We start from the raw sequence: 24,515 nt of genomic DNA, 5'->3' as shown, positions 1-24,515 counted from the left end.
ATGTGTCGGGGACGACGGCCAGCAGCATTGATCAGGCTTTCTTGAAGTTCGCCGGCCGCTTCTCGAGGAAGGCCTTCACACCTTCGGCAAAGTCCGGCGAGCGGCCGGCGGTGCGCTGGGCGAAGCGTTCGGCCTGCAGCTGGCTGTCGAGGTCATTGTCCTCGGCCTGCCAGACAAGGTCGCGGATAATGGACAGGGCCGTTGTCGGGCCGCTGGCAAGCTGCTGGGCATAGCTCTTGGCTTCGTCCATGAGCTTGTCGTCGGCGACCACGCGATTGACCAGCCCCCAGTCGAGCGCCTGAGCCGCCGGGATCTTTTCGCCGAAGAGGGTCATCTCCATGGCACGGGCCCGGCCGATCGTCCGGGTCAGCAGGAAGGTGGAGCCGCCATCCGGCACCAGGCCGATGCGACGGAACGCCTGGAGGAAGTAGGCGCTTTCAGCCGCCACGATGAAGTCGCCCATCAGCGCGATGGAGCAGCCAACGCCCGCCGCCGCGCCATTCACAGCCGTGATGACGGGGTGAGGATGGGTACGGATCGCCTTGATGAAGGGGTTGTAGAGCCGGTCCAGCTCGCGCCCCGCATCCGGCTTGCGGTTGGATTCGCCGCCGCCCATGTTTCCGGAAAGATTCGCGCCTGAGCAGAAGCCACGCCCATTGCCGGTAATGATGGTGCAGCGCGCCTCATCGCCGGCCCGCTCCAGGGCAAGGCTCATCTCGTCGACTGTGTCGACACCGGCAGCATTCATCGTTTTCGGATCGTTGAATGCGATGATGGCGATGTCGTCTTCTACCTTGTATTCGATTTTTTCGAAGCTCATGGGGCGTTTCCTCGTTGCAATTTCTCGGTGAATGTACCCGCTTCTCGTGGGCAGAAAACCGTGACGTGGCGACAATCTTTGGATTGGAGGGTATATCCGGTAGATTGGAACCCGTTACAAATTTTTGGGAGGACCCGCATGGCCCTGGATACTTCAAGCCCCGATCAGATGAGTTCTGTTCTCGCCCGGCAGAAAGCGGCGCATATCCGTGACGGAATTCCCTCTGCCGAACGGCGCGAGGAATGGCTGGACAAGGCGATCGACCTCCTGGTGACGCACCGCAAGGCGCTCAGCGAGGCGATGAGTGCCGATTTCGGCCACCGCTCCATGGACCAGTCCGACTTCACCGACATTGCCGGATCCATCGGCGCGCTGAAGCATGCGAAGAAGCATCTGCGCAAATGGATGAAGCCGGAAAAGCGTTCGACAGACTTTCCGCTCGGCCTGATGGGCGCCAAGGCGCGGATTCAGTACCAGCCCAAGGGCGTCGTGGGCGTTATCAGCCCATGGAACTTTCCGGTGAACCTCACCTTCACGCCGCTGGCCGGTGTTTTCGCGGCTGGCAACCGGACGATGATCAAGCCGTCGGAATTTACCGAGCAGACATCCGAGCTGATGAAGAAGCTGTTCGCCGAATACTATACCGAGGAAGAGGTTGCCGTGGTCACCGGCGGGCCGGACGTAGGCGCGGCCTTCTCCAAGCTGCCCTTCGACCACATGATCTTCACTGGCGCGACGTCGATCGCCCATCACGTGATGCGGGCCGCAGCGGATAATCTTGTCCCGCTGACACTCGAACTCGGTGGCAAGTCACCGGTGATCCTCGGCGAATCCGCCGACCTCGAAAAGGCCGCCAAGCGTATCATGGCAGGCAAGACGCTGAATGCGGGTCAGATCTGCCTCGCACCGGATTACGCGTTCGTGCCGAAAGAGAAGACGAAAGATTTCGTTCAGGCGGCGACCAGCGCCGTTGAAACCATGTATCCGTCCGGCCTCAAGGATAATGTCGACTACACGTCAGTGGTAAACCAGCGCCACTATGACCGGCTGCAGTCCTATCTTGAGGATGCAAAGTCGAAGGGCGCGGAGATCGTCGAGATCAATCCGGCTGGCGAGAACTTCTCGCAACAGCCCTTCCACAAGATGCCACCGCATATCATCATCGATCCGACGGACGACATGAAGGTCATGCAGGACGAGATTTTCGGCCCGATCCTGCCGATAAAGTCCTATTCCGGCGCGCAGGAAGCGGTGGCCTATGTCAACGCCCACCCGCGCCCGCTCGGCCTCTACTACTTCGGTGAGGATGCCGACGAGCGTGACTATGTCCTCAACAATACGACCTCTGGCGGGGTGACGGTGAACGATGTCATCTTCCATGTCGCCCAGGAGGACCTGCCTTTTGGCGGCATTGGTCCGTCCGGCATGGGCTCGTATCATGGGGTCGACGGTTTCCGGGAATTCAGCCACCGCAAGTCGGTCTACACGCAGATCGGTTCGGAGCTGCTTGCCATGGTTCGTCCGCCCTATGGCGACAAATACCGCAAGCAGGTCGAAAGCCGCATCAAGAAGTAGGCGCGCCTATGGCGTCGGCGCGGCGGCCGGGTTCGAACCGGCCGCCGGCGCCAGGTGTTCCGATACGAAGGCATCCAGCGCCTGCAGCGTGGCCAGGCGTGTTTCGCTATCGCTGAGCCAGTGGTCGCCGCCTTTCAGCTTGACGAGGTCCACATCCTTTCCGGCGCGATCGAGCGCCCGCTTCATTATGCGGCTCTGGTCATATTCGACGACGGTGTCGTCGATGCCATGGATGAGCAGGACAGGCGCCTTGAAACTGTCGGCAAATTCGCTGGGCGAGATTGAGCGGAGCTTTTCGCGGCGCGCATCGCCATCTGCCATGATCCGTTCCCAATATGTAACGCTCCAGCTGTCGCGGCCGTGATCGCGGCTTTCAGTGCGGAGCATCTTTTCGAGATCGGCCACCGGTGCAATCGCGGCCACGCATCTGTAAAGGTCGGGCGTAAACGCTCCACCAGCGAGAGCGGCATAGCCGCCATAGCTCGCACCGATAATGCAGACCCTGTCAGGATCCGCATATCCGCTGCTGGTCATGGCATTGACGCCATCCGTGATATCGTCCTGCATCTTGCCCGCCCATTCGCCCTGTCCAGCATCCTCGAACGCCTGCCCGAAACCGGTCGAGCCCCGAAAATTCGGCTGCAGGACGAAATAGCCGCGATTGGCGAAGAACTGGGCGAGCCAATCGAAATCATAGGTGTCGTGAGCCGCAGGGCCGCCATGCGGCATGACAATCATCGGCAGCTTCATTCCGGCCTCCAGGTTTGTGCCGGGCGGAATTGTGAGGATGGCGGGGATGTCGAGCCCATCCCGGGCAGGATACTTCGCAGCAAAGACCTGGCCCACGGCTTCTGGCGGAATGTCTGTCCGCGAATAGGCAAGGATGGTCAGTTTGTCCGGATTTCGCTGGTGCAGCAGCCAGAAATCGACCTTGAACCCGTCAAAGACGCGATAGAGCATGCTGGACCGGTCGTCGGCCCATGAGTCGAGCTCGATCATGGTGTTAGGGAAGGTTGAGGAGACAAACGTATAGCTCTCCTGCAGGACTTCATCGGCAAAATCGTAGGCTGGCAGCGTGCCGGTGTATTTCACGCCTACAAAGCGCCTGTTGATATCGGTCAGGACAGCGCCGATGTCGGCACCCTCCCGCGCATAGGTCGACTCTTGCGTGCTGCCATCAAAATTGATCCGCGACAGCGCGCTGAAGCCCTCTTCATCGTCACGAACACTGACGAAGAAGGCACCCTTTTCGTCATTGGTGAGGGCAACGATACTGACCGGAAGTTCTGCGCTGTCTATGTCCAGAAGCGCGTTCCAGTTTTTGCCATCATGATATTCGGCAACGTATTTGTCTTTGTCGTCGTCGTAGGACTCGCGCACCAACGCCTCGCCTTCGGTTGAGACGAACCAGTCGATCGTGTCATGAAAACCGCGCGTGTGCTTGCGGCCATGGCCGTTGTCGGGATCAGCCTTCAGAATGTCGTAGTGTGGCTGAGACCTGGAAGACCCTACCCACGCCGGCATCAGCAGGTCACCTGATGCCAGCCGACCGATGACCCTCCCGATGCCACTTTGGGCTGGATACAGGCTTCCTTCGCGAGAGAGCATCTGTTTCGACTTGCCGTTCTCCAGGTTGATCGAAATGGCGGCGGAATACTCGTACTTTCCTCGAAATCCCCAGGTCTGGGTGGTCTCCGAGGCCTGCAGGATCACATGCTTGTCGTCACTGAAGAAAAGGCCCCGGACCTTCATCGGTTCGACGCCGAACTGATGCGTGATCGCTCTCTCCTTCGCGTCATAGATACGCAGGACGAAACTGGCGTTCTTCTGCACAAGAAGCGCAATCCTGTGGCCACTGGGAGAGACTTCAGCTTCGACGAGGGAGGGCAACTCGCCATACGCTTCGATTGGCGGCTGTGGTGCCTGGGCTGAAGCGGCAAGAGACATACAAATGGCCGCCATCGCATTGATGACGATACTGAAAAGCTTCAAGAATGACCTCTCACGCCCTGATGCAAAGCATCACGCTAAGGTGTCATGAGGTCGTGTCAATTAAAGCTGCGTGACAATTGCATGGCAGTCCACGGCCAGGCGGTCCGCTAGCGCTTCAGGAAATCCGGGACGTTGTTGCCGAAACCACGAACGGCGTCGCTGGCGGGTTCGAGTTCGTCCTTACCGCGCTTGCGTTCCTTGCCGCCATCCTTCTTGCCGCCGCCGCGTGAGCGTTTTGGCTTTTCGGCTTTGGCCGCCGGTTTGTCGTCAGCGGATTTCTCGGGCTTTGAAGCCGGCTTGCTTTCGGACTTGGCCTTGGCTTCTTTCGCTTCCGCGGGCGCCTGGCTGTCGGCCTTTGCCTCGTCCTTCGGCTTGCTGCGGCTACGGCCGCCGCGGGAACGTCCGCCCGAGCTTCTGTCGTCCCGCCCGCCGCGGCTCCGGCCCTTGCCGCGCCGGCCGCCAGTGTCTTCAGGCAGGTTCTCGATCTCCTCAAGAAGGCCTTCCGGCATCAGCTCCTCGACATCGGTCTGGATCATCTTCATGACCCCGGCCCAGGACTTCTCGTCGAACGGCCCGACGATTGTCACGCTCTCGCCCTTGCGGCCTGCGCGGCCAGTCCGGCCGATGCGGTGGACATAGTCCTCGTCCTTGGGTGGCGGCGCGTAGTTGAAGACGTGGCTGACATCCGGAACATCGAGACCGCGCGCGGCCACGTCTGAGGCAACCAGAAGCTTGAGGTCCCCATCACGGAAGCGGTCCAGCGTCTGCGTACGGTAGGCCTGTGGGAGATCGCCATGGATCGCGGCGGCATCAAAACCGTGCTTGTTCAGCGACTTGGTCACGACATCGACTTCGCGCTTGCGGTTGCAGAAGACGATGCCGTTCTTGACTTGCCGGTTCTCGATCACGCGGCGCAGCGCCGTGCGCTTGGCCTTGTCGTCATCGCGCGGGATTTTCACCACGAACTGCTTGATCGTCTCGGCCGTCTGCGCCTGGCGGGCGACCTCGATCTTTTTTGGATCCTTCTGGAAGCGCTGGGCGAGTTTGTTGATCTCCGGCGGCATGGTCGCGGAGAAGAGCAGCGTCTGGCGGCGCGGCGGCAGCAGGGCGCAGATCTTCTCGATGTCCGGGATGAAGCCCATGTCGAGCATGCGGTCGGCTTCATCGATGACGAGGATTTCGACACCCGTCAGCAGGATCTTGCCGCGCTCGAACTGGTCGATCAGGCGGCCGGGCGTCGCGATGAGGACGTCGACGCCGCGCATCAGCTTGTCTTCCTGCTCCTTGAAGGAGACCCCGCCAATCAGCAGCGCCATGTTGAGCTTCAGGTGCTTTCCATATTTCTCGAAGTTCTCGGCCACCTGGGCAGCAAGCTCACGGGTCGGCGCGAGGATCAGCGTGCGCGGCATGCGGGCGCGGGCGCGGCCCTGTTCGAGGCGATGGATCATCGGCAGCACGAAGGCCGCCGTCTTGCCGGTGCCCGTCTGGGCGATGCCTGTCACGTCACCGCCGAGCAGAATATGCGGAACGGCCTGCGCCTGGATCGGTGTCGGCGAATCGTAGCCGGCCTCTTCGATGGCTTGCAGGATTTTCGGTCCGAGCCCCAGCGCAGCAAACGTGGTTTTCGGTTGTTCGTCTTGTTTTTCGGTCAAAAAAGTCTCTTTCGGGTTATGGATTCTGTATCGCTCGGAGAACTGCCCGGATGGCAGCAGGCCCGGGCGCTTCCATGCCCGGAAAGAACATACTGGCGTCGCCATACCTGAATTGTTGCGGTTGCGAAAGGGGGCGCGGCAGTCTGCCAGCGCGCTGTGGCGGCACAACAACACTGAAAAAGGCCCGCTTCCATAACCGGAAACGGGCCTCGTTCATTCAGTCGCCTGGCAAGGCGTTAGGTGACCTAGCTCGCGTCAGACAGATTCTGGTTCGCGAAGTCCCAGTTCACCAGGTCTTCGAGGAAGGCCTGCATGTAGTTCGGGCGCGAATTCTGGTAGTCGAGATAATAGGCATGCTCCCAGACATCCATGGTCAGGAGGGGTGTTGCGCCGTCCTCCGTCAGCGGGGTCTCGGCATTCGGCGTCTTGCGGATGGCAAGCTTGCCGTCCTTCAGCACGAGCCAGGCCCAGCCCGACCCGAACTGGCCGCCGCCGGCTGCCTTGAACTCTTCAGCGAACTTTTCGTAGGACCCGAAATCCGCGTCGATCTTGGCCGCAATCGCGCCCGTCGGCTTGCCGCCGCCGCCCGGCTTCATCGAATGCCAGTAGAAGGTGTGGTTCCAGACCTGGGCGGCATTGTTGAACAGGCCAGCCTTTGAGCTGTCCTTTGCCGCGTCGGCAATGATCGTCTCGAGAGCGGCACCTTCATGCGCCGTGCCCTCGATCAGCTTGTTGAGATTGTTCACATAGGCCTGATGGTGCTTTCCATAGTGGAAATTCAGCGTCTCTTCTGAGATGGCTGGTGCCAGCGCATCGCGGGAGTAGGGCAGAGGGGGAAGTTCGAAAGCCATTAAAGGTCGCTCCTTGCGTTGAAGTGATTTAAATTTTTTGGCGCGTCGCACGTCATATGGGGTCCATGCCACACTCTTCTACCCTCACAAGCCCTGAAATTTGGGCAAGCCTCGATGAAAAGGTCCGCGCCGGCGACGAGGATCGCTGGCTGTCATCGCGTTATGCGTCGAAACCTGAGCGCCGCGCGCTGACTGCACTTTATGCATTTGCCTATGAACTTGCGCGTGTCCGGCTCGTCGTGACCGAGCCGGGGCTGGGCGCCATCCGCTTCCAGTGGTGGCGTGAGGCGCTGGAGGAAATCGAACAGGGAAAGACGCCCCGCGCCCACGATGTTGTCGGCGCGCTGGCCGGCATGCTGGCCGAGAACCGCTATGACATCGGCGCGCTGAAGCGGCTGGTCGACCAGTTCGAGGACGCCTTTGAGGATTCAGACCGAGCGCTTCAGCCAGAAGCCTTGCTGACGGCAACGGCGGCTCGTGTCCTGGCGAACGCGCATGGTTGGGGAACGCACATCACCTCGCTTGCGCCGCATGTCGCCGCCCTGCGCCGGGGTGAGCGCGTTGGATACGGCCCTGTCGTTGCGCGGGTGCCCAAGTCGATCCGTCCGGCAATCGCCCATCTGCGGTTGCGCCGGCTTTATGGCCGCCAGACGCCGCCCGGCAAACTGTCGCGGCGGATGTGCGTGCTGCGCGGAATCATGACCGGCCAGGTCTAGCCACGACAAGGGCCGGGACGCGCGCCCTGGCCGTCTACGGCACTGGCTGGCGCGCGCTGTCCCACCAGCTCGCCCAGCGCCTTGCCATGTCGTCTGGCGGTTCGGCGAGCAGTTTCTTGCCGCGCTTGATACAGGTTTTCTCAAGCTCGTGCTGGCGCCCGATGGCCAGGCCTTCGACCAGCTCTGTCGTGTCGGAGGATGCGCCGAGCAGCGTCTTTGCTGTCGCCCGCAAGACGGCAAGGTCGTGATGCTCGCCAAGATCGCTACAGAGCTGTTCGGCCTGTTCGCCATAGCCGCTCATTACGGGCGGCCAGACCTTCTTCATCAGGCGGATCTGGTACCAGTGATACTTCATCGGCTTGCGCCACTCATGGAAGTCTTCCGCGATCCGGCTTTTGCGGGCCTTCTGCATCGCCTTGCGGGCGCGCTTGTAGGTTTTCCGTGCGCCGGGCGTGAAGGCGTCGGCGCCATTGGCATTGAGTGACCAGTCCGGCACGCGGTCGAGGGCTTCACGGAAGACCAGCCTGAGATCGGACAGCCGCTCTTCAATCTCCGCCTCATCGAGGCCTTCGCGCTGCGCTTCCAGGGCCTGCCTCAATGGCGCCAGGGCAGCTTTCTTCAGCTGCGCTGAAAAATGGTGTTCGAGGGCGTCGACGGACTCCAGCACGGCAGACGCATCGCGCAAGGGTGACAGGGTCCGTGCTGCGTCACGGAAGGCCGCATTCTCGGTCTCGAAACCGGGAAAGACGGGGCGGACCAGGCGGACGAGGCCGCGCATCTTCTTGCAGCGCTTGCGGGCCTGACGCACACGCTGGTGCTGGCTCAGCGTTTCATCGCGCAGCTCCGACAGTCCCGTTTCGAGCTGGCTGATGGCGATGCGGCGTATGCCGGCATCCACACTCTCGTCGCTCATGCGCAGCGAATAGGCCAAAATCAGTCCCTCAACTCGTCCCCGATACCTCCGCCGGTGTAGATGCGGGCGGCGGCGATTGTCCCTCAAGCCTTGGTTTGGGCATCAGGCCGAGGGCAAAGAATACAAATACAAACCAGAGCGCAGCAACAAGAAAGCAGTCCCTGAAGGCCAGGACGCTGGCTTCGGCTGAAATCTGGCGCCCAAACTCGCTGAAGGCCGTCTGGAAAGCCTGCAATTGCGGCATGCCGGCGGCCTGGTTTTCGAGCGCTTGCATGGCATGGCTGTAGGTCATCTGCGGATTTGCCTCGGTTAGCCCGGCTGACAGATGGTCGCCATGGAAGAGAAGGCGGCGCTGCAGCAGGATCGCCAAGAGGTTGACCCCGAAGGCGCCGCCGATCTGCATCAGGAAGGACGCCCCGCCCGTTGCCGACGCAAGCAGGTCCGGCGGCACAGCGCGAACGGCTGTCGTATTGGCGGGAGGCATGCAGAAACTAATCCCGACCCGGCTCAGCACGACCCAGAACACAAGGGTCCAGTAAGGTGTCAGCGCGCTGACATGGGAGAGCAGGTAGGCCGAAATGGCGAAGACGACGATCCCGAAGGCGAGCAGGAAGCGGACATCCACCTGGTCGGTCAGCCGCCCGGCCAGCGGAAAGCAGACCACCATGGCAAGACCAGCCGGGATCATCATGATGCCGGCGGCCGTGGGCGAGTAGTGCTGCACGAGCTGTACAAAGAGCGGGATGAGATAGGTTGATCCGTAAATCGCCACGCCCGTGGCCGCGATGATCAGGCCGGCGGACCAGAACTGGCGGTAGGCGAAGATTGCAGGATTGAGGGCCGGGAAAGGGTGTCGCTTTTCCCAGAAATAGAAGGCCGCCGCCGCCGAAAGGCCGATCGTGATTTTCAGGAGTGTGATGTCGGAATCCCAGCCATCCCGGTTGCCGCCCGCGAAGGCCGACAGGAGTGAAATGATGGCGATAGTCAGCAGGCCGAGCCCGCACCAGTCCAGAGGCCGGCGGCCGGCTCCCCTGTCCGGGTCGACATCCGGCATCAGGAAGGAGGCAGCCGCCAGCGCAGCAATCGCCAGCGGAACGGTCGCCACGAAGACCAGCCGCCAGCTGGCGAGATCGACGGCGATACCGCCCAGTGCCGGCCCGAAAGCTGGCGCCAGCACTACGCCAATCGAGAAGATGCCGATGGCCGTTCCGCGTTGCTTGTCTGGAAAGGTCTGGAAGATCAGGAACATGGACATGGGCTGGATCAGCCCGGCGGCGACACCCTGCATCGCCCGCGCCACGATGAGCAGGCCAAGGGAACTGCTGACGGCGCCCAGAAGCGATCCTGCCACGAACATCGCCATGGCAATGAAATAGGTCGCGCGCGGCCCGTAATTCGTCATCGCCCAGGCATTGGCGAGCATGGCGATCGTCGAGGAGGCGAGGAAGGCGGTGGACATCCATTGTGCCTGGTCCTGTCCAAGGCCAAAGGCCCCGATGATGGCTGGCAGGGCAACGTTGATGGTGGTCGCGGCGAGCAGCGTCCCCATCGATCCTGTCAGCATCGCAAAGAGAAGCAGCCACCTGTAGGCCGGTCCAAACTGGGCGAACCGGTCGCGCACCGCCTTGTTGGCCATAGGTGGAATGTCATCCGGCAGCGGCTTCGGCTGTCTCGCCCGTGACGTCTGGCTGTTTGCGCGGCTGGCCGTCATCGCATCGCCGTCAGCCCTGCGCGCTGTTGTCCGATGCCTTGCGGATACGCACCCGCACCATCGTCCCCGGACGCAGCTGGACGTTAGCCGGCTCGACATCGATCCGGACGGCTATGCGCTGCGTGATCTTGGTGAAAACGCCGCTTGCATTCGGGTTGGGCATCAGTGCGGCCTCGCCAATCGTCGCATCGTGAATGCTCGACACATGGCCTTTCAGTTCGACACCGGGATAGGCATCGGCCTTGATGATGACGTCGGCGCCCGGGCGCACGTGCCGGATATTGGTTTCCTTGATGTTGGCCGAAACCCATACGGTGTCAGGGTCATGCAGCAGGGCCATGCGGAATCCGTGCAGTGAATGTTCGCCTGCATCGAAGAAGACTTCATCGACAACTCCATCGATGGGGCTGCGGATCGTATGCTGGTCGACGACGACCTTCTGGGCGTCGAGGCGCGCCTCCGCCTTCTGGAGGGCCGCTTTCAGGACGGCCAGTTCGTAGTCGATAAGGCGGACTTCCTCACCGGATATACTCGCTGTGCGTTGTTCGGCGGCGGCTCTTTCCCGTTCAGCCTCGGCCCGGTGAACCGCTTGTTCCGCTGTGTCCAGGACATTGCGGGCCTGGTCGAGCGCGGCCTGTGAGACGCGGCCCTTGTCGAACAGGTCCTGCGTGCGGTCGAAGTCGCGTTGGGCGGTTTCATAGTCGGAGCGGGCCGCGACCAGGGCTGCAGCGGCCGACTGCGTACCAGCGGTTCGCGCGGCAACTTCGCTGCCGGCCTTGGACGAAGCCAGCAAGACACGCATTTCCTCTCTGGCGATCTCTGCGCGAAGCCGTTCGGCTTCTGCCTCAAGTTCGGCCAGCGCATAGACCGCTTCGCGATCATCGATCGTAAACAGGACATCGCCAGCCGACACGCGATCGCCTTCGCCGACGGCGACATTGGTGATGCGTCCGGAAACATCAGCCGAAACGGCAATCATGTCAGAGGCGATCCGTGCATCGGCGGTCGAGACGTAGGCCGCGCGGTCGATCAGGAACTGAACCGCCAAACCGATCAGGACGAGAGCAGCAAGCAGGCCGCCCGCCAGCCGGGCATGCTTGACCCGGAGCAGGGCGCCGGCCCTGCCGAAACGGCTTGGAGCTGTCGTTTCGGCCTCCATCGAGGCCTGTGGAATGTTCCCGTCCATTTTGTCAGGCCAGCGCATGGCGCGCGTAAGCCGTCCTCCCTTGGGATCTTTTCTTTGGGGTCACTCTGACAAAGTTAGAATGATTGTTCGAGCCCTGACGTAAAGGCAGGGGCCAGAGCGGCGGTTATCGGGTACGGGCGGACGGGCTGCCGGTGGCGGATTCAGGCCCTGAGCGCTTCCTTGTCGCCTTGCCGTCCATAACGGGCCCAAACTTCCTGGGCAGGCAGGGCGTGGCCGAAATAGTAGCCCTGCAAATTGCTGCAGCCCAAAGCCTTCAGCACGGTGAACTGCGCCTCGTTCTCCACGCCTTCAGCCACAAGCCCGATATTCACCGCGCGCGCCCATTGGGTAACGGCGCTGACAAGCATTGTGACGCGGTCATTCGATTCCAGTTCGGCAATCAGCGAACGGTCGAGTTTGATCTTGCTGAAGGGCAGGGCGATCATCGAGCGCAGGTTCGAATAGCCCGTACCGAAATCGTCGAGCGCGATGCGCACGCCTCTTGCCTTGATCGCTTCGAGCTTTTCACGGGCCGCTTCAAGATCCTCGATGAAGACAGCCTCGGTAATTTCCATGACGATGCGGTCATTGGGAAGCGGCGATTCCTCGAGCAGGGCGTCGAGATCACTGAGAAAGCTTGGCAGGAAGAGGTCGGACGGTGGAACGTTGAAGCTCAGATCCTTCAGCCAGCCTTCTTCGATCCAGGGCGCGGCCAGCTCACTCGCTTTCAGGAAGAGGTCGGCGTCCAGCCGGCGGCGGAAGCCGAGTTTCGTGGCCAGGGGGATGAATGTTCCGGGGGAGATCATGCCGTCCGGGCGGCTCCAGCGGGCAAGCACTTCAAAGGACACCTGACTTGGTGTTGATGCATCGACGATAGGCTGGAACCATGGCTCAATCTGCTTGTCACGAATGGCCTGGCGCAACCGGACTTCCAGGTCGAGTTTCTCGACGACTTCGTCCTGCATCGAAGCATCGAACAGGCACACGCGGCGACCGTTTGACGTGCGGCATTTCAGCAGGGCGAAGTCGGCGGCGCCGCGCAGGGACTCAACGGTTGCCTCTGCTATATTGGTGCCCGCGGCGCCGATGTTCACATCCATGATGACCCGGCGGCCAAGAATGTTCATGGACGCTTCGAGGATCGAACGCAGGAAGTCTGAGAAATTGGCGGCATCGCGGGTACTGAGCACGGTCGATATGGCAAATTCATTGCCGCCCAGCCGCGCTGCGAGACTATTGCTCGCAAAGGCCGCTTCCTGAAGGCGCCGGCCGACCTCCTTCAGCACAAGATCGCCGCCATGCTGGCCAACCAGGCTGTTGATCTTCTTGAACCCGCGCAGGTCGATCAGGAATAGCCAGTGATAATAGCCGTCATGCGGATTGGTTTTGAGGACCTCTTCCAGGTGACTGACAAAGGTCGCGCGATTGATCAGGCGGGTGAGCAGGTCGAGCCGCGAGAGTGTAAGGACCCGGTCGCGCTCGGAGCGGAGGGTCTCCATCTGCTGGTCCAGCTCGTACTTTGTTTCTTCGAGCTGGCGGCTGGCCTCGAGAAGTTCGCGCGATTTATCCTCCAGCGCTCGCTCGGCACTGAGACGGGCATTTCGTTCTTGCTCGATCTTTTTCAGGAGCAGGCGAGCGTCATCTGAATTGTCTTTGGAGATGTCAGCTTTCATGCACACTCCATTGCAGACAGGACGGGTCGGGGTGCGCCATAGGGTGGGGACGTCATGCCGGGGCAGGAACAGGTTTCAAAGCTTGAGCAGGCTCGTGCCGACCGAAGCGCGTGCGAAACCGGCATGCCTTCGATTTCAAGCCATCGGAGCCCGATTATCTCGTGGTTGAGAAACTTATTGAAACCATTCCCATTCATCTTGCCCCCCTCGGACAGTCTGCTTTCCCGTCAATATTCGGCCATCCGCTTTCAGACTGCTGAATCCGATCGATGAAAATTTGCTGCTTTTTGCATCAATGCGCCCTACGGTTGAGGGGGCGCCTTGCAAAACTGTAATAAAATATACGAAAGAGCGTATTTCTGGCCTGCGCCGTCCGTCCTCAGCAGGATGGCCGGTTTTTGCAGTAAGCCGGCCTGCTGCGTCGCCGTAGCACATTGGATGGACTGCCCAGCCGGGCAACAAGCGTGCCGATGGAGACGACAACCCTGTCCGAGCCGACCTTGTTCCAGGCGCTTTTGCGTGGGCTGTCGCTACGCTGTCCGCGCTGCGGCGAGGGCCACCTCCTGTCAGGCTATCTGCGCCAGTATGATGCCTGTTCGCATTGCGGACTGGAAACCGGCGCCATCCGCGCTGACGACGGCCCGCCCTGGCTGACGCTTCTGGTTGTCGGGCACCTGCTCGCGCCATTCATGGTGATAACGCTGATGAATGATGCGCTGCCGAGCTGGCTGTCGACGCTGATCATGGCCGTTGTCGCGGCGGCGCTGTGCCTTGGCCTGCTGCCGCGGGCCAAGGGGCTGTTCATTGCTGCCATCTGGAAGCTCGGTGCGCAGTCTCCGACCGACCCTTCCGATCAGGCCTAGTCGTCGAACCCGACAAAGGTCGCAGCCTCGTCGACCGATTTGCGCTTCGAGACCACGGCATTTGCCGGGAAACTGTCATCCGGCCAGCCCATGGCGACGCAGGTCTGGATGACCTGGTCATCCGGTATCTTCGCATGTTCGCGCACGACGGGGCTCTGCATGATGCCCTGCGAGTTGATCACGCAGCCGAGGCCCCGGTTCCATGCGGTATTGACCAGGCAGTTGACCACCCCGCCACAGTCGAACGGTGCGATGTCGCTGCCCTGGATCGACTTGTCATAGGTGATGACGATGGAGACGGGCGCATCGAACTGACGAAAGCCGCGCAACACCCAGTCCATGCGCGCCTCCTTGTCATGGCGCTCGATACCCATGACGGCGAAGAGCTGCTTGGCGATCTCGATCTGGCGTTCGCGATGGACGCCCTCATAGCCCGGTCCCATGCGGAATTCGCGCGAGTCCGGCACGCCGGCGAGGTTGCGCTCGACATTGCCTTCCCGGATGCGGTCGAGGACCTCGCCGGTCACGACGTAGAAGTTCCAGGGCTGCGTATTGAGCGACGTCGGCGCACGCATGGCGATTTCGAGGATTTCGCGGATCAGCGCCTTGGGCACCGGCTTGTCCAGATAGCCGCGGATGCTGCGGCGGCCCTTGATGACCTCGTCGAATTCCATGCGCTCTTCCTCCCGAGTCTGTGTCTGGGGATGAAACTAGGGCGATGCCGCAAGGGCAGCCAAGAGGCTTGCGCCAGTCAATCGAACCCGCCGCCTTCGGAATGGATCAGGACGAGGATGGCGCCCCAGCCGAATCCCGTCAGCGCCGTTATGCCGCCGGCCCAGAGCAGGAAATTCACCTCCAGTTCCAGGCCAAGCCAGACAAGCCCGGCGCCGGCTGCGACGAGGATGAACGGCGCGAAGGTCCAGAAAAGCCAGCGAAAGAACTTTGCCATGGGATGCCTCCAGAGAGCGACACCGAGCATGGCCCTTACTCTTTTGACGGCTTGCTAATGAAAAGCGCGAAAATTGACGGCCGCGTCGCCAGCGATGCTCTGGTATCCGGGTGATATTCCGGCCCCATGCGCCCACCCGCCGCACTTCAATGCGCAAAGGTACGTCCCCATCTGCCCGGCATGTTTGAAGATCCGATTCGCCGGGGGCTGAAGCTCCGCTGCGCCCGCTGTGGCGAGGGCAAGCTGTTTCGCAGCTATCTCAAATTCAAGGATGAATGCGCGGTTTGCGGGCAGGATTTCAGCGTTGCCGACACCGCCGACGGGCCAGCCTTCTTTGTCGGCTTCCTGGTGATGATCCTGTTTGCACCCTTCTACTTCATCCTGCCGATGCTGCCCTTGCCTTTGCCTTTGATGATTGGGGCTTGGGTAGTGCTTCTGTCGATGATGATCGGCCTGGCGCTTCTCCTGCTGCCGCCTTTCAAGGCGGTCCTGTTCAATCTTCAGGTCCGCAACCGGGCCGAGGAAGCAAAATGGGAAAGCACCGGCAAGCATGGCACCCCGCCGAAGAACTGGAAGCCATAGTCCGCCCACCGGTTGAGACTGAAGGGGATATCTACCAGCGCCGCTTGGGGCCCATCATGTCCTTGAAGGCTTCAAAAGTCCCGCGCGCGATCTGCGTGATTGTGGGCGAGCGGCCATGGGCGTGGCGAACGAAGTGGACGCAGTTGGAACCGGTCAGGTGATAGTCATGACCGACGCGGCGATGGGCCCGCGATGCCGCGAGATAGTCGCCGCTGCTTTCGCCGGGACCGTGATTGGTGATCTCGCGCCCGCGTGCGAACGCTGACAGTGACTGGGTGACGACGCCGCCGTAACGCCCATTGTTGGACACGATACGGCCGTCCCAGGTGACCACGCCATAATGGCGCAGTACGCCGCCAAACCGCACTGAGACCACGTCGCCGGGCCGGTAATCGTATTTATCGTTCATCGATAAACGATAGGCCGGATTCCGGCGCGGGTCAAGCTTGTTCGCGGGATGTCGCGCTCGCCTCGGTTTTGTCTTCTGCGTCTTCACGTTCGCCAAAGCCCTGGTCGAACGTGACCTGCGCCAGCTTCTGCAGCCGGGTGATCAGCTCCGACGAGCGTTCGCGCCGGTAGATCACCGCTTCAAGCGACAGGTCCCGGTCCCGGATTTCCTGGGCAAGGTCCGCCTCGAGCGCCGCGCGCGCCGCGCCGGTCAGCGTCTCGTCGGCGAGCTGGCGTTCTGCGGCTTCGATCGCGTCGGTCTGCTCGAGTACGGCCGTGATCGGTACTGTCTCTCGCAGGAAGTGGGCATGGACGTCGAAGCGCAGCTGCATGTCCCGGATTTCGAACAAACGCTCGCGGTTGCGCTCATAGATCGCTGCTTCGCGCAGGGCCGTCTGAAAAAAGCGCTGCGTGACGCGTCCCCAGGGCTTGCCGATTTTCTGGGAGGAGAGCGCAAGGTCGACCAGCGCGTCGATTGAAGTCAGCACCTCTCCGAAAAAGCGTGCCGCATCGCGTTCCTTGCGCTTGCGCCAGAGCCGTTCCTGGATGATTTCGGCGAGCAGGGCGCCGCCTGTCGCCAGCACCGCACCCAGGATGACGGCCAGCAGCGTGTCCAGATTGCCCATGAAGTCGAAGGATGATGCGCGCATTCATGAGCCCTCCCCGCCAGCCCCGCGGCGAGGATTGCATAAAGTCGGTCGGGCGCAAATCAGGCGGGATAGAATCGGAAGCGGCGCTCCTGGTCGAAGCGGCCGATCAGACGCTCCTCCCGCGTGCCGAGCCCGATATTGTGGAGCACCAGCGGTTCGCCCCAGGCGGTCTTCTTGTCCGAAATGATGGCGATGTGCGGCAGGCTCGCATCGACGCGGCAGGTCAGGAGGTCGCCCGGCTGCCAGTTTTCCGCCGGCAGTTCTTCTGCATGGCGCGTCAGCCAGGTTTCAAGATTGGGCACGCGGCGATGGTCGATATTGCGGTCCGGTCGCGAGAGGCCCCATGTCCGCGGATAGGCCGAGAAGTTCGCACGCATGTCCTCGTGGATGGCTTTCTGGAAGTCGAACTCGAATGCATCGCGATAGGCGCGCACGACGACGTCTATGCACACGCCGGTCTCACGCGCGACGTCGCCGCCCGGATAGGCAAGGCGGACATAGGCCGGATCATAGTCAATGGTGACGCCGACCTGCCGGCGGGCCGCCGAGATGAGCTGGGTCGCCTCCGGGAAGACCTGCCAGCCGGTATTGGTCGCTGCGAGCGGAAGCGCGGTCAGGCCTGCCATCATCTCTCTCCGGTTCATGGAGATGAGACTGAGTGGCACCTGGGGCGTGATTGTGGCGGCTCCGCGGCCTTTAGAAGCCTTTCAGCTCGGCGATCTCATCGACACTGGCGCGTTCGGCGCGAAGCTGGTTGACCGGATGGTCGGGGTCCGGCCAGCCGACGGCCATGCCGCAATAGAGCATTTCGGTCTCGCCGAGTTGGAAGTGGTCGTGCAGCGTGTCGCGCAGGATCCCCCAGCACTCCTGGAAGCAACTGCCCCAGCCGCGCTCCTCAGCAAGCAGGGCGAGCGTCTGCATGTACATGCCCGTATGGGCCCACTGGCCATGGCCCATGCGCTTGTCGATGACGAAGAATACAGCGATGGGGGCGTCGAAGAAGCGGAAGTTGCGTGAGAACCACTGGATGCGCCCGGCCTTGTCCTCACGCGGGATGCCGAGTTGCTCATACATCATCTCGCCAACCCTGCGACGGCGTGATTCGTGCGGCTCCCAAAGGTCCGGCGGATAGATCGGGCGGTCTGTGGGCTCGCCGCGCGGATTTCCGGCGAGTTTCTTCTGCGCAAGATCGATAACGGCCTGCTTTTCATCGCCCGTCACGACAATCGTCCGCCAGGGCTGAAGATTGCCGCCTGAGGGGGCGCGCTGCGCCGTCTCGAGCCAGTCGCGGACCTCGGCTTCGCTGATCGGCTTGTCCAGAAAGGCGCGCGTTGAGATGCGTTGATTGACGGCCTGTTTGACGTCCATTTTGCTCACTCCCTGACTGTTGGAGCGAATTAGGACAGCGACGCAAGGGAAGGGCAAGCCCTCTGCGGCGCCTGGCCAGGGCCGTCATGAGTGGTCAAGTCGCAGTGCGCGAAGCATGGCATGGTGATAAAGACCGGTCGCCATGCGCAAGCCCAAAATCCTGACGACGATCCGGGACTATTCGGCCCGGCTGTTCCTGTCCGACCTGATGGCCGGGATCACCGTCGCCATGGTGGCCATGCCGCTCAGCCTTGCCATCGCGATCGCCTCTGGCGCGGACCCGGCGGCGGGCCTTGTGACCGCCATCGTGGCGGGCTTCATGATCTCCCTTCTGGGTGGCTCGCGTGTGCAGATTGGCGGGCCCACCGGCGCCTTTATCGTGGTCGTCTTCGGGGTGATTGCCGATCATGGCTATGACGGCCTGGTGCTGGCGACCTTCATGGCAGGTTTCATCCTGCTGGTCGCGGGCTATTTCCGGGCCGGGCGGTTGATTGCCTTCATCCCCGAGGCGGTCGTCAACGGCTTCACAATCGGTATCGCCATCATCATCGCAACGAGCCAGATCAGCGACTTCTTCGGTCTGACGGCGGGTTCCGTTCCGGCCGATTTCGTCGAGAAACTGCCAGCACTCTGGGACGCGCGTGAGACGGCCAACCTGCAGGCGCTGGCGATTGCGCTGGTGACGCTGGTGCTGATTATCGGCCTGCGCAAGGCGGCGCCGAAATATCCGGGCCTGATCGTTGCGGTTGGGATCGGGTCGGCGGCTGTCGCTCTTTTGAACCTGCCGGTGGATACGCTCTATTCGCGCTTCGGCGCGCTTCCGAACCATTTGCCCATGCCGCACCTGCCGGAGATCAGCTGGGCGCGGTTTGTCGAGCTTATTCCGTCGGCCATCACGATTGCCTTCCTGGCGGGGGTCGAGTCGTTGCTCTCGGCCATGGTCGCCGACCGGATGATCGGCGGCCAACACCGCCCGAATGCCGAACTGACGGCGCAGGGGGCGGCGAACATCGCATCTTCTCTCTTTGGAGGCCTGCCAGCCACAGGGGCGATTGCCCGCACGGCGACCAATGTCCGCGCTGGCGGCAAGACGCCCGTGGCGGGGCTGGTCCATGCGCTGGTGATCCTGCTGATCATGCTGGTTGCGGCGCCGCTGGCTGGCTATCTCGCCATGCCGGCGCTGGCCGCCCTGCTGGTGATGACCGCCTGGAATATGAGCGAGCCGCATAAATGGGGCGAGTATGCGCGCGCCCGCCCGAGTGACCGGGCCTTGCTGGTTCTGACGATGGTGCTGACGGTTCTTGTCGACCTGACCGTTGCCATCGGCGTCGGCGTTGCCATCGGCCTCGCTCTGCGCCTCGGCCGTCGCGATACCGAAACCGACTGGAAGACGCCGAAGCGCTGACTGCCCGATCTAGAGCGAGAAACTCGTGCCGCAGCCGCAGGCGGCCGTGGCGTTCGGATTGTTGATCTTGAAGGCGGCGCCGATCAGTTCGGTGGAGAAATCGATCTCCGAACCGCGCATGAATTCCAGGCTCATCTCGTCGATCAGGACCCGGGCGCCGTCGCGCTCGACCACGATATCGTCATCATTCTTCGTATCGTCGAGATCGAACTTGTAGGAAAAGCCCGAGCAGCCGCCGCCTTCGACGGACACTCTAAGGAAGTCCTTGCCGGACTGCTTTGCCAGAATCGCATTAATGCGCTTGGCAGCCGAAGGAGAAAGGGTGACATCGCTCATGTCCACCAAGATAGGAAAGCCTGCGCTTCCAGAAAAGCCCGCCGTGTACACGACGCGCTGGCAGGAGAGCCGCGGGCGGTTTCACGAAGAGCATGAATCGGCGACACGCACGCCGTTCCAGCGCGACCGCGACCGGATCATTCACTCGTCCGGATTTCGCCGCCTGAAGCAGAAGACGCAAGTTTTCGTCGCCCATGAAGGCGATCATTACCGCACACGCCTGACCCATTCGCTGGAAGTCTCGCAGATCGCCCGCTCGGTCGCGCGGCGCCTGGGCGTGGACGAGGATCTCGCCGAAGCGATGGCGCTGGCGCACGATCTCGGCCATCCGCCTTTCGGGCATGCCGGGGAAGACCAGCTCGACGCCTGCATGGAAGCCTATGAGGGCTTCGATCACAACGCGCAGACGCTTCGGGTCGTGACCCGGCTGGAACAGCGCTATCCGACCTTTGACGGCCTGAACCTCACCTGGGAAATGCTCGAAGGCCTGGTCAAGCATAACGGCCCGCTCGTTACCGCCGATACGCCCATGCCCGCGCTTCCGGCGGCATTCCGCGACTTCCCGCACCTCGAAAAGCTGGAGCTCGACCAGTTCGCCGGCCCGGAAGCCCAGATTGCCGCGCTCGCCGACGATATCGCCTACAACAATCATGACATTGATGACGGAATCGCGGCCGGGCTGTTCTCCATCGATGACATGCTGCACCTGCCGGTCGTTGGCGATGTCTTCCGCTCGGTGCGGCTGGAATACCCTATGCTCGACCAGCAGCGCACGGTCTATGAGGCGGTGCGCCGGCTGATCGGCCTGTGGATCGACGATCTCGTGCAGGAAACCGAGCGCCGCGTGCAGCAATACCAGCCCGGCTCAGCCGCGGATGTGCGCGCCATGCCCGAGCCGCTGGTGGCGTTTTCCGAGGATTTCGACCTGCAGCAGCGCGCGCTGAGGGCGTTTCTCTATGAGCGCATGTACAAGCACTACAAGGTTAACCGCATGCGCAGCCAGGCCAAGCGCGTCCTGAAGGAGCTGTTCGACTTGTTCCTCGAGGAGCCGGACATCCTGCCGCCGCCGCTTCGCCAGGACGCCGAACAGGCGCCGCTGGACCGCCGGGCGCGGCTGGTCTGCGACTACATTGCCGGGATGACCGACAATTACGCGATCGACCTTCACCGCAAGGTGTTCAATCTCGAAAGCATGATCTGACGGCAGCGCGGTACTGAATCCCGCCGGATTCAACGATCGTTAACGAACCAGCCCCTAATTTTAACCAGTAAACACCTCCATCACGGGCAGATGACTTAATGACCTATCGTAACCATGACGCTGACTTCGGACCGTATGAGGAAGAATACCGCGGTTTCGAAATCCGGGATGACGAGACGGCGCGGGGTCCGCTCATCCTGACACTCGCCATTGGCGTTCTGATCGTGTTCGCCGCCGTGGTCTGGAATACTTACCGGCAGGGCGTTCGCCCGCAGGACGGGGCGCTGCCCATGGTTGTTGCAGAAGCGCAGCCATACAAGCGCGTGCCCGACGACCGGGGCGGGGTGCAGATCGATGATCTCGACCGGATGCTGTACGATGTGATCGACGGCTCCAGCCGTGAAACCGCGACAACCGCGCAGCAGGTCGCAAGCCGTACCGATGGCTATCTGAAGGGCGGCCCACCGCTCGACCTGCGGCCTTCCTCAGACGAAACCGAAAAAAACGTCAGCAACGCGTCCAGCCAGCTCCCCGAGCAGGAGCCGGCTGCTGATACCAGGCCTGCGGATGTAAAGAGCGAGTCGCTGGCTCCGATCTCGACGCCGGAACCCGAGCGTCCGGCGCGTGCGGAACCGCTGCCTCAGCCGCAGGTCCAGCCGTCGACGCCTGCATCGCGTTTTGCATTTGCCGCAGGCGGGGAGTATCTTGTCCAGATATCGGCGCTGCGCAGCGAAGCGGCTGCCACAGATGCCTGGCAGCGTGCCCGCCGGTCCCACCCCGACATCTTTTCAGGAGCAAGCATGTCCATCGAGCGGGCCGATCTGGGAGCAAGGGGCGTCTTCTACCGCCTGCGCGCCGGTGCGTTCGGCTCACGTGAGGGCGCATCGGACTTCTGCGACGCCTACAAGTCCGCCGGGGGTGACTGTATCGTGGTGCGCGAGACGGCATGACGAACAAGGCCTGCATCCTCAGCGTGGCAGGGCCGAACCTGCTACGCGACGAGGCGGCCCTGTTCGCCGAGCGCAAGCCTTGGGGCGTGATTCTCATGGGCCGCTCCTGCATCTCGAAAATGCAGGTCAGCCAGCTGGTCGAAGACATCTGGAATGCGGTTGGGCGTGAAATCCTGATCTTTATCGACCAGGAAGGCGGGCGTGTCGCCCGGCTGAAAGCGCCCGAATGGCCGCTGTTTCCAAAGGGGATCGTCTATGGCGATCTCTACGATGCCGATCCTGACAAAGGCCTTGAAGCCGTCTGGCTCGGCCACCGGTTGATCGCGCATGAGCTGGCCGCGATGGGCATCCATGCCGACTGTGCGCCCGTCTGCGACCTGCCTCAGCCCGGCGCCCATGACGTGATCGGCGACCGTGCCTTTGGCACCGATCCGGACAAGGTCGGGGCGCTGGCAAAGGCCGCGCTGAAAGGGCTGGAAGACGGCGGCGTTGCCGGTGTCATCAAGCATATACCGGGGCACGGCCGGTCCATGGCTGACAGCCACCTGGAGCTGCCCCGCGTCACGGCGGGCAGCAATGAACTGGCCTCCGACTTTGCGGCGTTCATCCATGTGAAGGACGCGCCAATGGCGATGACGGCCCACATTGCCTATGACCATTTCGATGCCGGCAAGGCCGCAACAGTTTCCCACAAGATGATTCAGGAAGTCATCCGGGGCCGAATCGGGTTTGATGGCCTTCTGATGACGGATGATCTCGGCATGAAGGCCCTGGGGGGCTCCCTGACAGATCGCGCCAATGCTTCCATCGAAGCGGGCTGCGATGTGCTGCTGCATTGCTCGGGTTTCCTGAAGGAAGCCGATGCGATCCTCGCTGAGATGACGGAAGTCGCCGAAGCGGCGCCGGTTCTCGAAGGCAAGGCCCTTGAGCGTGCAAAGAATGCCGAGGCCGCCTCAATGCGCGCATCCGCCTTCGACGCCGAGGCCGGATGGGAGCAGTTCAAGGCGCTCATCCCCGATATCGGAGTGACGCACGCATGAGCCTCGAACTCGTCTCCAACGACCTCATCGAGCGCGAGGATATCGAAGCCGAAGACATGTTCGCCGTCGATATCGATGGCTATGAGGGCCCGCTGCACCTGTTGCTGGACCTTGCCCGCAAGCAGAAGGTGGACCTGCTCAAGGTCTCCATGCTGGAACTGGCGACGCAGTACCTCACCTTCATCGAGGATGCCCGCAAGAAACGGATCGATCTTGCCGCCGATTATCTGCTGATGGCGGCCTGGCTGACCTTCCTGAAGTCGCGCCTCCTGCTGCCAAAGCCCGAAAAGGCCGCCAATGACGAGATCGACGGCGAGGAGATGGCCGCCCGGCTCGCCTTCCGCCTCAAGCGCCTCGATGCCATGCGCGAGGCCGGTGACCAGCTGATGGAGCTGGCGCAGCTTGGCCAGGACGTGTTTGTCCGCGGGGCGCCGGAAAAGCCGCGCGTCATCAAGCAGACCGAATACGACACGACGCTCTGGCACCTGATGCAGGCCTTCGGGTCGATCCGCCAGCGCCGCGAGGAAGCCGCGCCGCACCGCGTCGAGCACCAGTTCGTCCTGCCGCTCGAACATGCGCGCGACTCGCTGAAGAGCCTGTCGAAACTCATCGATGACTGGGCGAGCCTCGACGACCTGCGCGCCCGGATGAAGGATATTGCCGGCGATGTGCCGCCGCGCTCCGTAACTGCCAGCGTATTTTCCGCCGCGCTCGAACTCGCCCGCGATGGCGATGTCGAACTGCGCCAGGACCAGCATTTTTCGCCGCTCTATCTGCGCGGCAACAGGGAAGACAGGGGAGGGCTGACCGCATGAACGCGATACCCCAGATGAAAGACCAGACTGTGGACGACGAACCGGATGATATCCGCAAGGCCGTACGCCAGCTCTCCTTTGCCTATCGCCGCTCCGCAGAAGCCCTGTCGGAATCGGGCGGTGCGGATGTTGACGAAAGCGCCGAGGCATTGCGCCGGGCCGAGGCGGTGCTGTTTGCCGCGGGCGAGCCGCTTTCGGCCGAGCAGGTCGCAGAAACGCTGCCGCAAGGCGCCGATGCGGCTCAGGTTTTGATGTCGCTGAAGGCGGCTTATGCCCATCGCGGCGTGAACCTCGTCGAGGTGGCTGGTAAGTGGCGGTTCCAGACGGCCGAGGACCTGTCCTACCTCTTCGTGGAGGAGCGCCATGAGCAGAAGAAGCTGTCGCAGGCTGCGCTGGAGACGCTCGCCATCATCGCCTATGGCCAGCCGGTCACGCGCGCCGAGATCGAGGCTGTGCGCGGTGTAGCGGTCTCCAAGGGCACGATCGACCAGCTGATGGAAGCGGGCTGGGTGCGCATCAAGGGCCGCCGCAAGACGCCGGGCCGGCCGGTCACCTATGGCACGACCGATGACTTCCTGGAGCATTTCGGGCTGGAAAGCCTCGAGCTGCTGCCCGGGCGGTCTGAGCTGGAAGCCGGCGGGCTGCTCTCGGATGTCGTCCCCGATGACTTTGATGCCAGCCAGGTCGAGCTTCCATTCCGTGATCTGGACGACTCTCCGGCAGGCGGAGACAGCGGTGAAGACGCCGCATTCGTGACAGATTTCATGGACTCCGAGGCCGAGGAAGACTAGGGCAAACTCAGACGCGCCCATTGAGCCGG

At 62.2% G+C, this 24,515-nt stretch carries 25 protein-coding genes; 10 read left to right on the top strand and 15 right to left on the bottom strand.

The features are described from left to right. Window positions 1-31: 31 nt before the first annotated feature. The gene (locus tag D1227_RS19085) at window positions 32-820 is read right to left on the bottom strand and encodes an enoyl-CoA hydratase/isomerase (protein WP_119405808.1); all 789 of its coding nucleotides are present in this window, start codon (window positions 818-820) and stop codon (window positions 32-34) included. A gap of 138 nt (window positions 821-958) precedes the next feature. On the opposite strand from D1227_RS19085, the gene D1227_RS19080 reads away from it, so the two are divergent. Further along, the gene (locus tag D1227_RS19080) at window positions 959-2,395 is read left to right on the top strand and encodes a coniferyl aldehyde dehydrogenase (RefSeq protein WP_119405807.1); all 1,437 of its coding nucleotides are present in this window, start codon (window positions 959-961) and stop codon (window positions 2,393-2,395) included. A gap of 6 nt (window positions 2,396-2,401) precedes the next feature. On the opposite strand, the gene D1227_RS19075 is transcribed toward D1227_RS19080, so the two are convergent. The 3 genes from D1227_RS19075 to D1227_RS19065 form a co-directional block, all read right to left on the bottom strand. After that, complete coding sequence (locus tag D1227_RS19075) at window positions 2,402-4,387, bottom strand: alpha/beta hydrolase family protein (RefSeq protein WP_119405806.1); 1,986 nt, start codon at window positions 4,385-4,387, stop codon at window positions 2,402-2,404. Between the two features lie 107 nt (window positions 4,388-4,494). Beyond that, the gene (locus tag D1227_RS19070) at window positions 4,495-6,144 is read right to left on the bottom strand and encodes a DEAD/DEAH box helicase (RefSeq protein WP_119405805.1); all 1,650 of its coding nucleotides are present in this window, start codon (window positions 6,142-6,144) and stop codon (window positions 4,495-4,497) included. A gap of 140 nt (window positions 6,145-6,284) precedes the next feature. Then, on the bottom strand, window positions 6,285-6,890 hold the full coding sequence (locus D1227_RS19065) for a superoxide dismutase (protein ID WP_119376488.1): 606 nt from the start codon (window positions 6,888-6,890) through the stop codon (window positions 6,285-6,287). Between the two features lie 65 nt (window positions 6,891-6,955). Here D1227_RS19065 and D1227_RS19060 point away from each other — a divergent pair, with 65 nt between their 5' ends. Then, complete coding sequence (locus D1227_RS19060) at window positions 6,956-7,606, top strand: squalene/phytoene synthase family protein (RefSeq protein WP_158586727.1); 651 nt, start codon at window positions 6,956-6,958, stop codon at window positions 7,604-7,606. A gap of 34 nt (window positions 7,607-7,640) precedes the next feature. On the opposite strand, the gene D1227_RS19055 is transcribed toward D1227_RS19060, so the two are convergent. The 4 genes from D1227_RS19055 to D1227_RS19040 form a co-directional block, all read right to left on the bottom strand. Then, window positions 7,641-8,537, bottom strand: a complete 897-nt coding sequence (locus tag D1227_RS19055) for a CHAD domain-containing protein (RefSeq protein ID WP_119405803.1) — start codon at window positions 8,535-8,537, stop codon at window positions 7,641-7,643. A gap of 10 nt (window positions 8,538-8,547) precedes the next feature. Next, on the bottom strand, window positions 8,548-10,230 hold the full coding sequence (locus D1227_RS19050) for a DHA2 family efflux MFS transporter permease subunit (protein ID WP_233349922.1): 1,683 nt from the start codon (window positions 10,228-10,230) through the stop codon (window positions 8,548-8,550). Between the two features lie 10 nt (window positions 10,231-10,240). After that, window positions 10,241-11,434: an HlyD family secretion protein gene (locus tag D1227_RS19045; protein ID WP_233349921.1), complete on the bottom strand. Its 1,194-nt coding sequence runs from the start codon at window positions 11,432-11,434 to the stop codon at window positions 10,241-10,243. Between the two features lie 143 nt (window positions 11,435-11,577). Next, a complete protein-coding gene (locus D1227_RS19040; protein ID WP_119405802.1) occupies window positions 11,578-13,089 on the bottom strand; it encodes a putative bifunctional diguanylate cyclase/phosphodiesterase in 1,512 nt (503 codons plus the stop codon). 470 nt (window positions 13,090-13,559) lie between these two features. Between D1227_RS19040 and D1227_RS19035 the strand changes: the two genes are divergently transcribed. Then, a complete protein-coding gene (locus D1227_RS19035; protein ID WP_119376493.1) occupies window positions 13,560-13,952 on the top strand; it encodes a DUF983 domain-containing protein in 393 nt (130 codons plus the stop codon). On the opposite strand, the gene D1227_RS19030 is transcribed toward D1227_RS19035, so the two are convergent. Both D1227_RS19030 and D1227_RS19025 read right to left on the bottom strand, forming a co-directional pair. Further along, entirely contained in the window at window positions 13,949-14,626 is a 678-nt protein-coding gene (locus tag D1227_RS19030; protein ID WP_119376494.1) for a nitroreductase, read from the bottom strand. The two genes, D1227_RS19035 and D1227_RS19030, sit on opposite strands and share 4 nt — an antisense overlap. A 77-nt stretch (window positions 14,627-14,703) precedes the next feature. Further along, window positions 14,704-14,901 carry a hypothetical protein gene (locus D1227_RS19025; RefSeq protein ID WP_119405801.1) on the bottom strand — a complete coding sequence of 66 codons (198 nt, stop codon included), beginning with the start codon at window positions 14,899-14,901 and terminating at the stop codon, window positions 14,704-14,706. Window positions 14,902-15,081: 180 nt separating this feature from the next. Between D1227_RS19025 and D1227_RS19020 the strand changes: the two genes are divergently transcribed. Beyond that, complete coding sequence (locus D1227_RS19020) at window positions 15,082-15,483, top strand: DUF983 domain-containing protein (RefSeq protein WP_119405800.1); 402 nt, start codon at window positions 15,082-15,084, stop codon at window positions 15,481-15,483. Between the two features lie 31 nt (window positions 15,484-15,514). Here D1227_RS19020 and D1227_RS19015 read toward each other — a convergent pair whose 3' ends face one another. From D1227_RS19015 to D1227_RS19000, 4 genes are all read right to left on the bottom strand, one after another. Then, window positions 15,515-15,892, bottom strand: a complete 378-nt coding sequence (locus D1227_RS19015) for a hypothetical protein (protein ID WP_119376497.1) — start codon at window positions 15,890-15,892, stop codon at window positions 15,515-15,517. A gap of 31 nt (window positions 15,893-15,923) precedes the next feature. Then, window positions 15,924-16,580, bottom strand: a complete 657-nt coding sequence (locus D1227_RS19010; protein ID WP_119405799.1) for a hypothetical protein — start codon at window positions 16,578-16,580, stop codon at window positions 15,924-15,926. Between the two features lie 59 nt (window positions 16,581-16,639). After that, complete coding sequence (locus D1227_RS19005; protein WP_233349919.1) at window positions 16,640-17,206, bottom strand: DUF1287 domain-containing protein; 567 nt, start codon at window positions 17,204-17,206, stop codon at window positions 16,640-16,642. Between the two features lie 70 nt (window positions 17,207-17,276). Then, the gene (locus D1227_RS19000; protein WP_119405797.1) at window positions 17,277-17,948 is read right to left on the bottom strand and encodes a nitroreductase; all 672 of its coding nucleotides are present in this window, start codon (window positions 17,946-17,948) and stop codon (window positions 17,277-17,279) included. A 142-nt stretch (window positions 17,949-18,090) separates the two neighbouring features. Here D1227_RS19000 and D1227_RS18995 point away from each other — a divergent pair, with 142 nt between their 5' ends. After that, window positions 18,091-19,353, top strand: a complete 1,263-nt coding sequence (locus D1227_RS18995; RefSeq protein WP_119376501.1) for a SulP family inorganic anion transporter — start codon at window positions 18,091-18,093, stop codon at window positions 19,351-19,353. A 9-nt stretch (window positions 19,354-19,362) separates the two neighbouring features. Here D1227_RS18995 and erpA read toward each other — a convergent pair whose 3' ends face one another. After that, window positions 19,363-19,689 (bottom strand): iron-sulfur cluster insertion protein ErpA, encoded by a 327-nt coding sequence (gene erpA / locus D1227_RS18990; protein ID WP_119376502.1) that lies wholly within the window; start codon window positions 19,687-19,689, stop codon window positions 19,363-19,365. On the opposite strand from erpA, the gene D1227_RS18985 reads away from it, so the two are divergent. The 5 genes from D1227_RS18985 to scpB all read left to right on the top strand — a co-directional run bounded on the left by D1227_RS18985 (window position 19,688) and on the right by scpB (window position 24,486). After that, on the top strand, window positions 19,688-20,890 hold the full coding sequence (locus D1227_RS18985; protein ID WP_119405796.1) for a deoxyguanosinetriphosphate triphosphohydrolase: 1,203 nt from the start codon (window positions 19,688-19,690) through the stop codon (window positions 20,888-20,890). The genes erpA and D1227_RS18985 overlap by 2 nt on opposite strands. Before the next feature lie 98 nt (window positions 20,891-20,988). Further along, window positions 20,989-21,840: an SPOR domain-containing protein gene (locus D1227_RS18980; RefSeq protein WP_119405795.1), complete on the top strand. Its 852-nt coding sequence runs from the start codon at window positions 20,989-20,991 to the stop codon at window positions 21,838-21,840. Next, complete coding sequence (gene nagZ, locus D1227_RS18975) at window positions 21,837-22,880, top strand: beta-N-acetylhexosaminidase (RefSeq protein WP_119405794.1); 1,044 nt, start codon at window positions 21,837-21,839, stop codon at window positions 22,878-22,880. The genes D1227_RS18980 and nagZ overlap by 4 nt, the downstream gene beginning before the upstream one ends. After that, complete coding sequence (locus tag D1227_RS18970; RefSeq protein ID WP_119376506.1) at window positions 22,877-23,695, top strand: segregation and condensation protein A; 819 nt, start codon at window positions 22,877-22,879, stop codon at window positions 23,693-23,695. Before nagZ ends, D1227_RS18970 begins: the two co-directional genes overlap by 4 nt. Next, a complete protein-coding gene (gene scpB, locus D1227_RS18965) occupies window positions 23,692-24,486 on the top strand; it encodes an SMC-Scp complex subunit ScpB (protein ID WP_119376507.1) in 795 nt (264 codons plus the stop codon). The genes D1227_RS18970 and scpB overlap by 4 nt, the downstream gene beginning before the upstream one ends. Window positions 24,487-24,515 lie beyond the last annotated feature (29 nt).

It is taken from the genome of Henriciella mobilis (assembly GCF_003576315.1).
GTDB lineage: Bacteria > Pseudomonadota > Alphaproteobacteria > Caulobacterales > Hyphomonadaceae > Henriciella > Henriciella mobilis.
The sequence above is the reverse complement of the archived record's forward strand: the minus strand, read 5'-3'. Positions and strand labels throughout refer to the sequence as shown.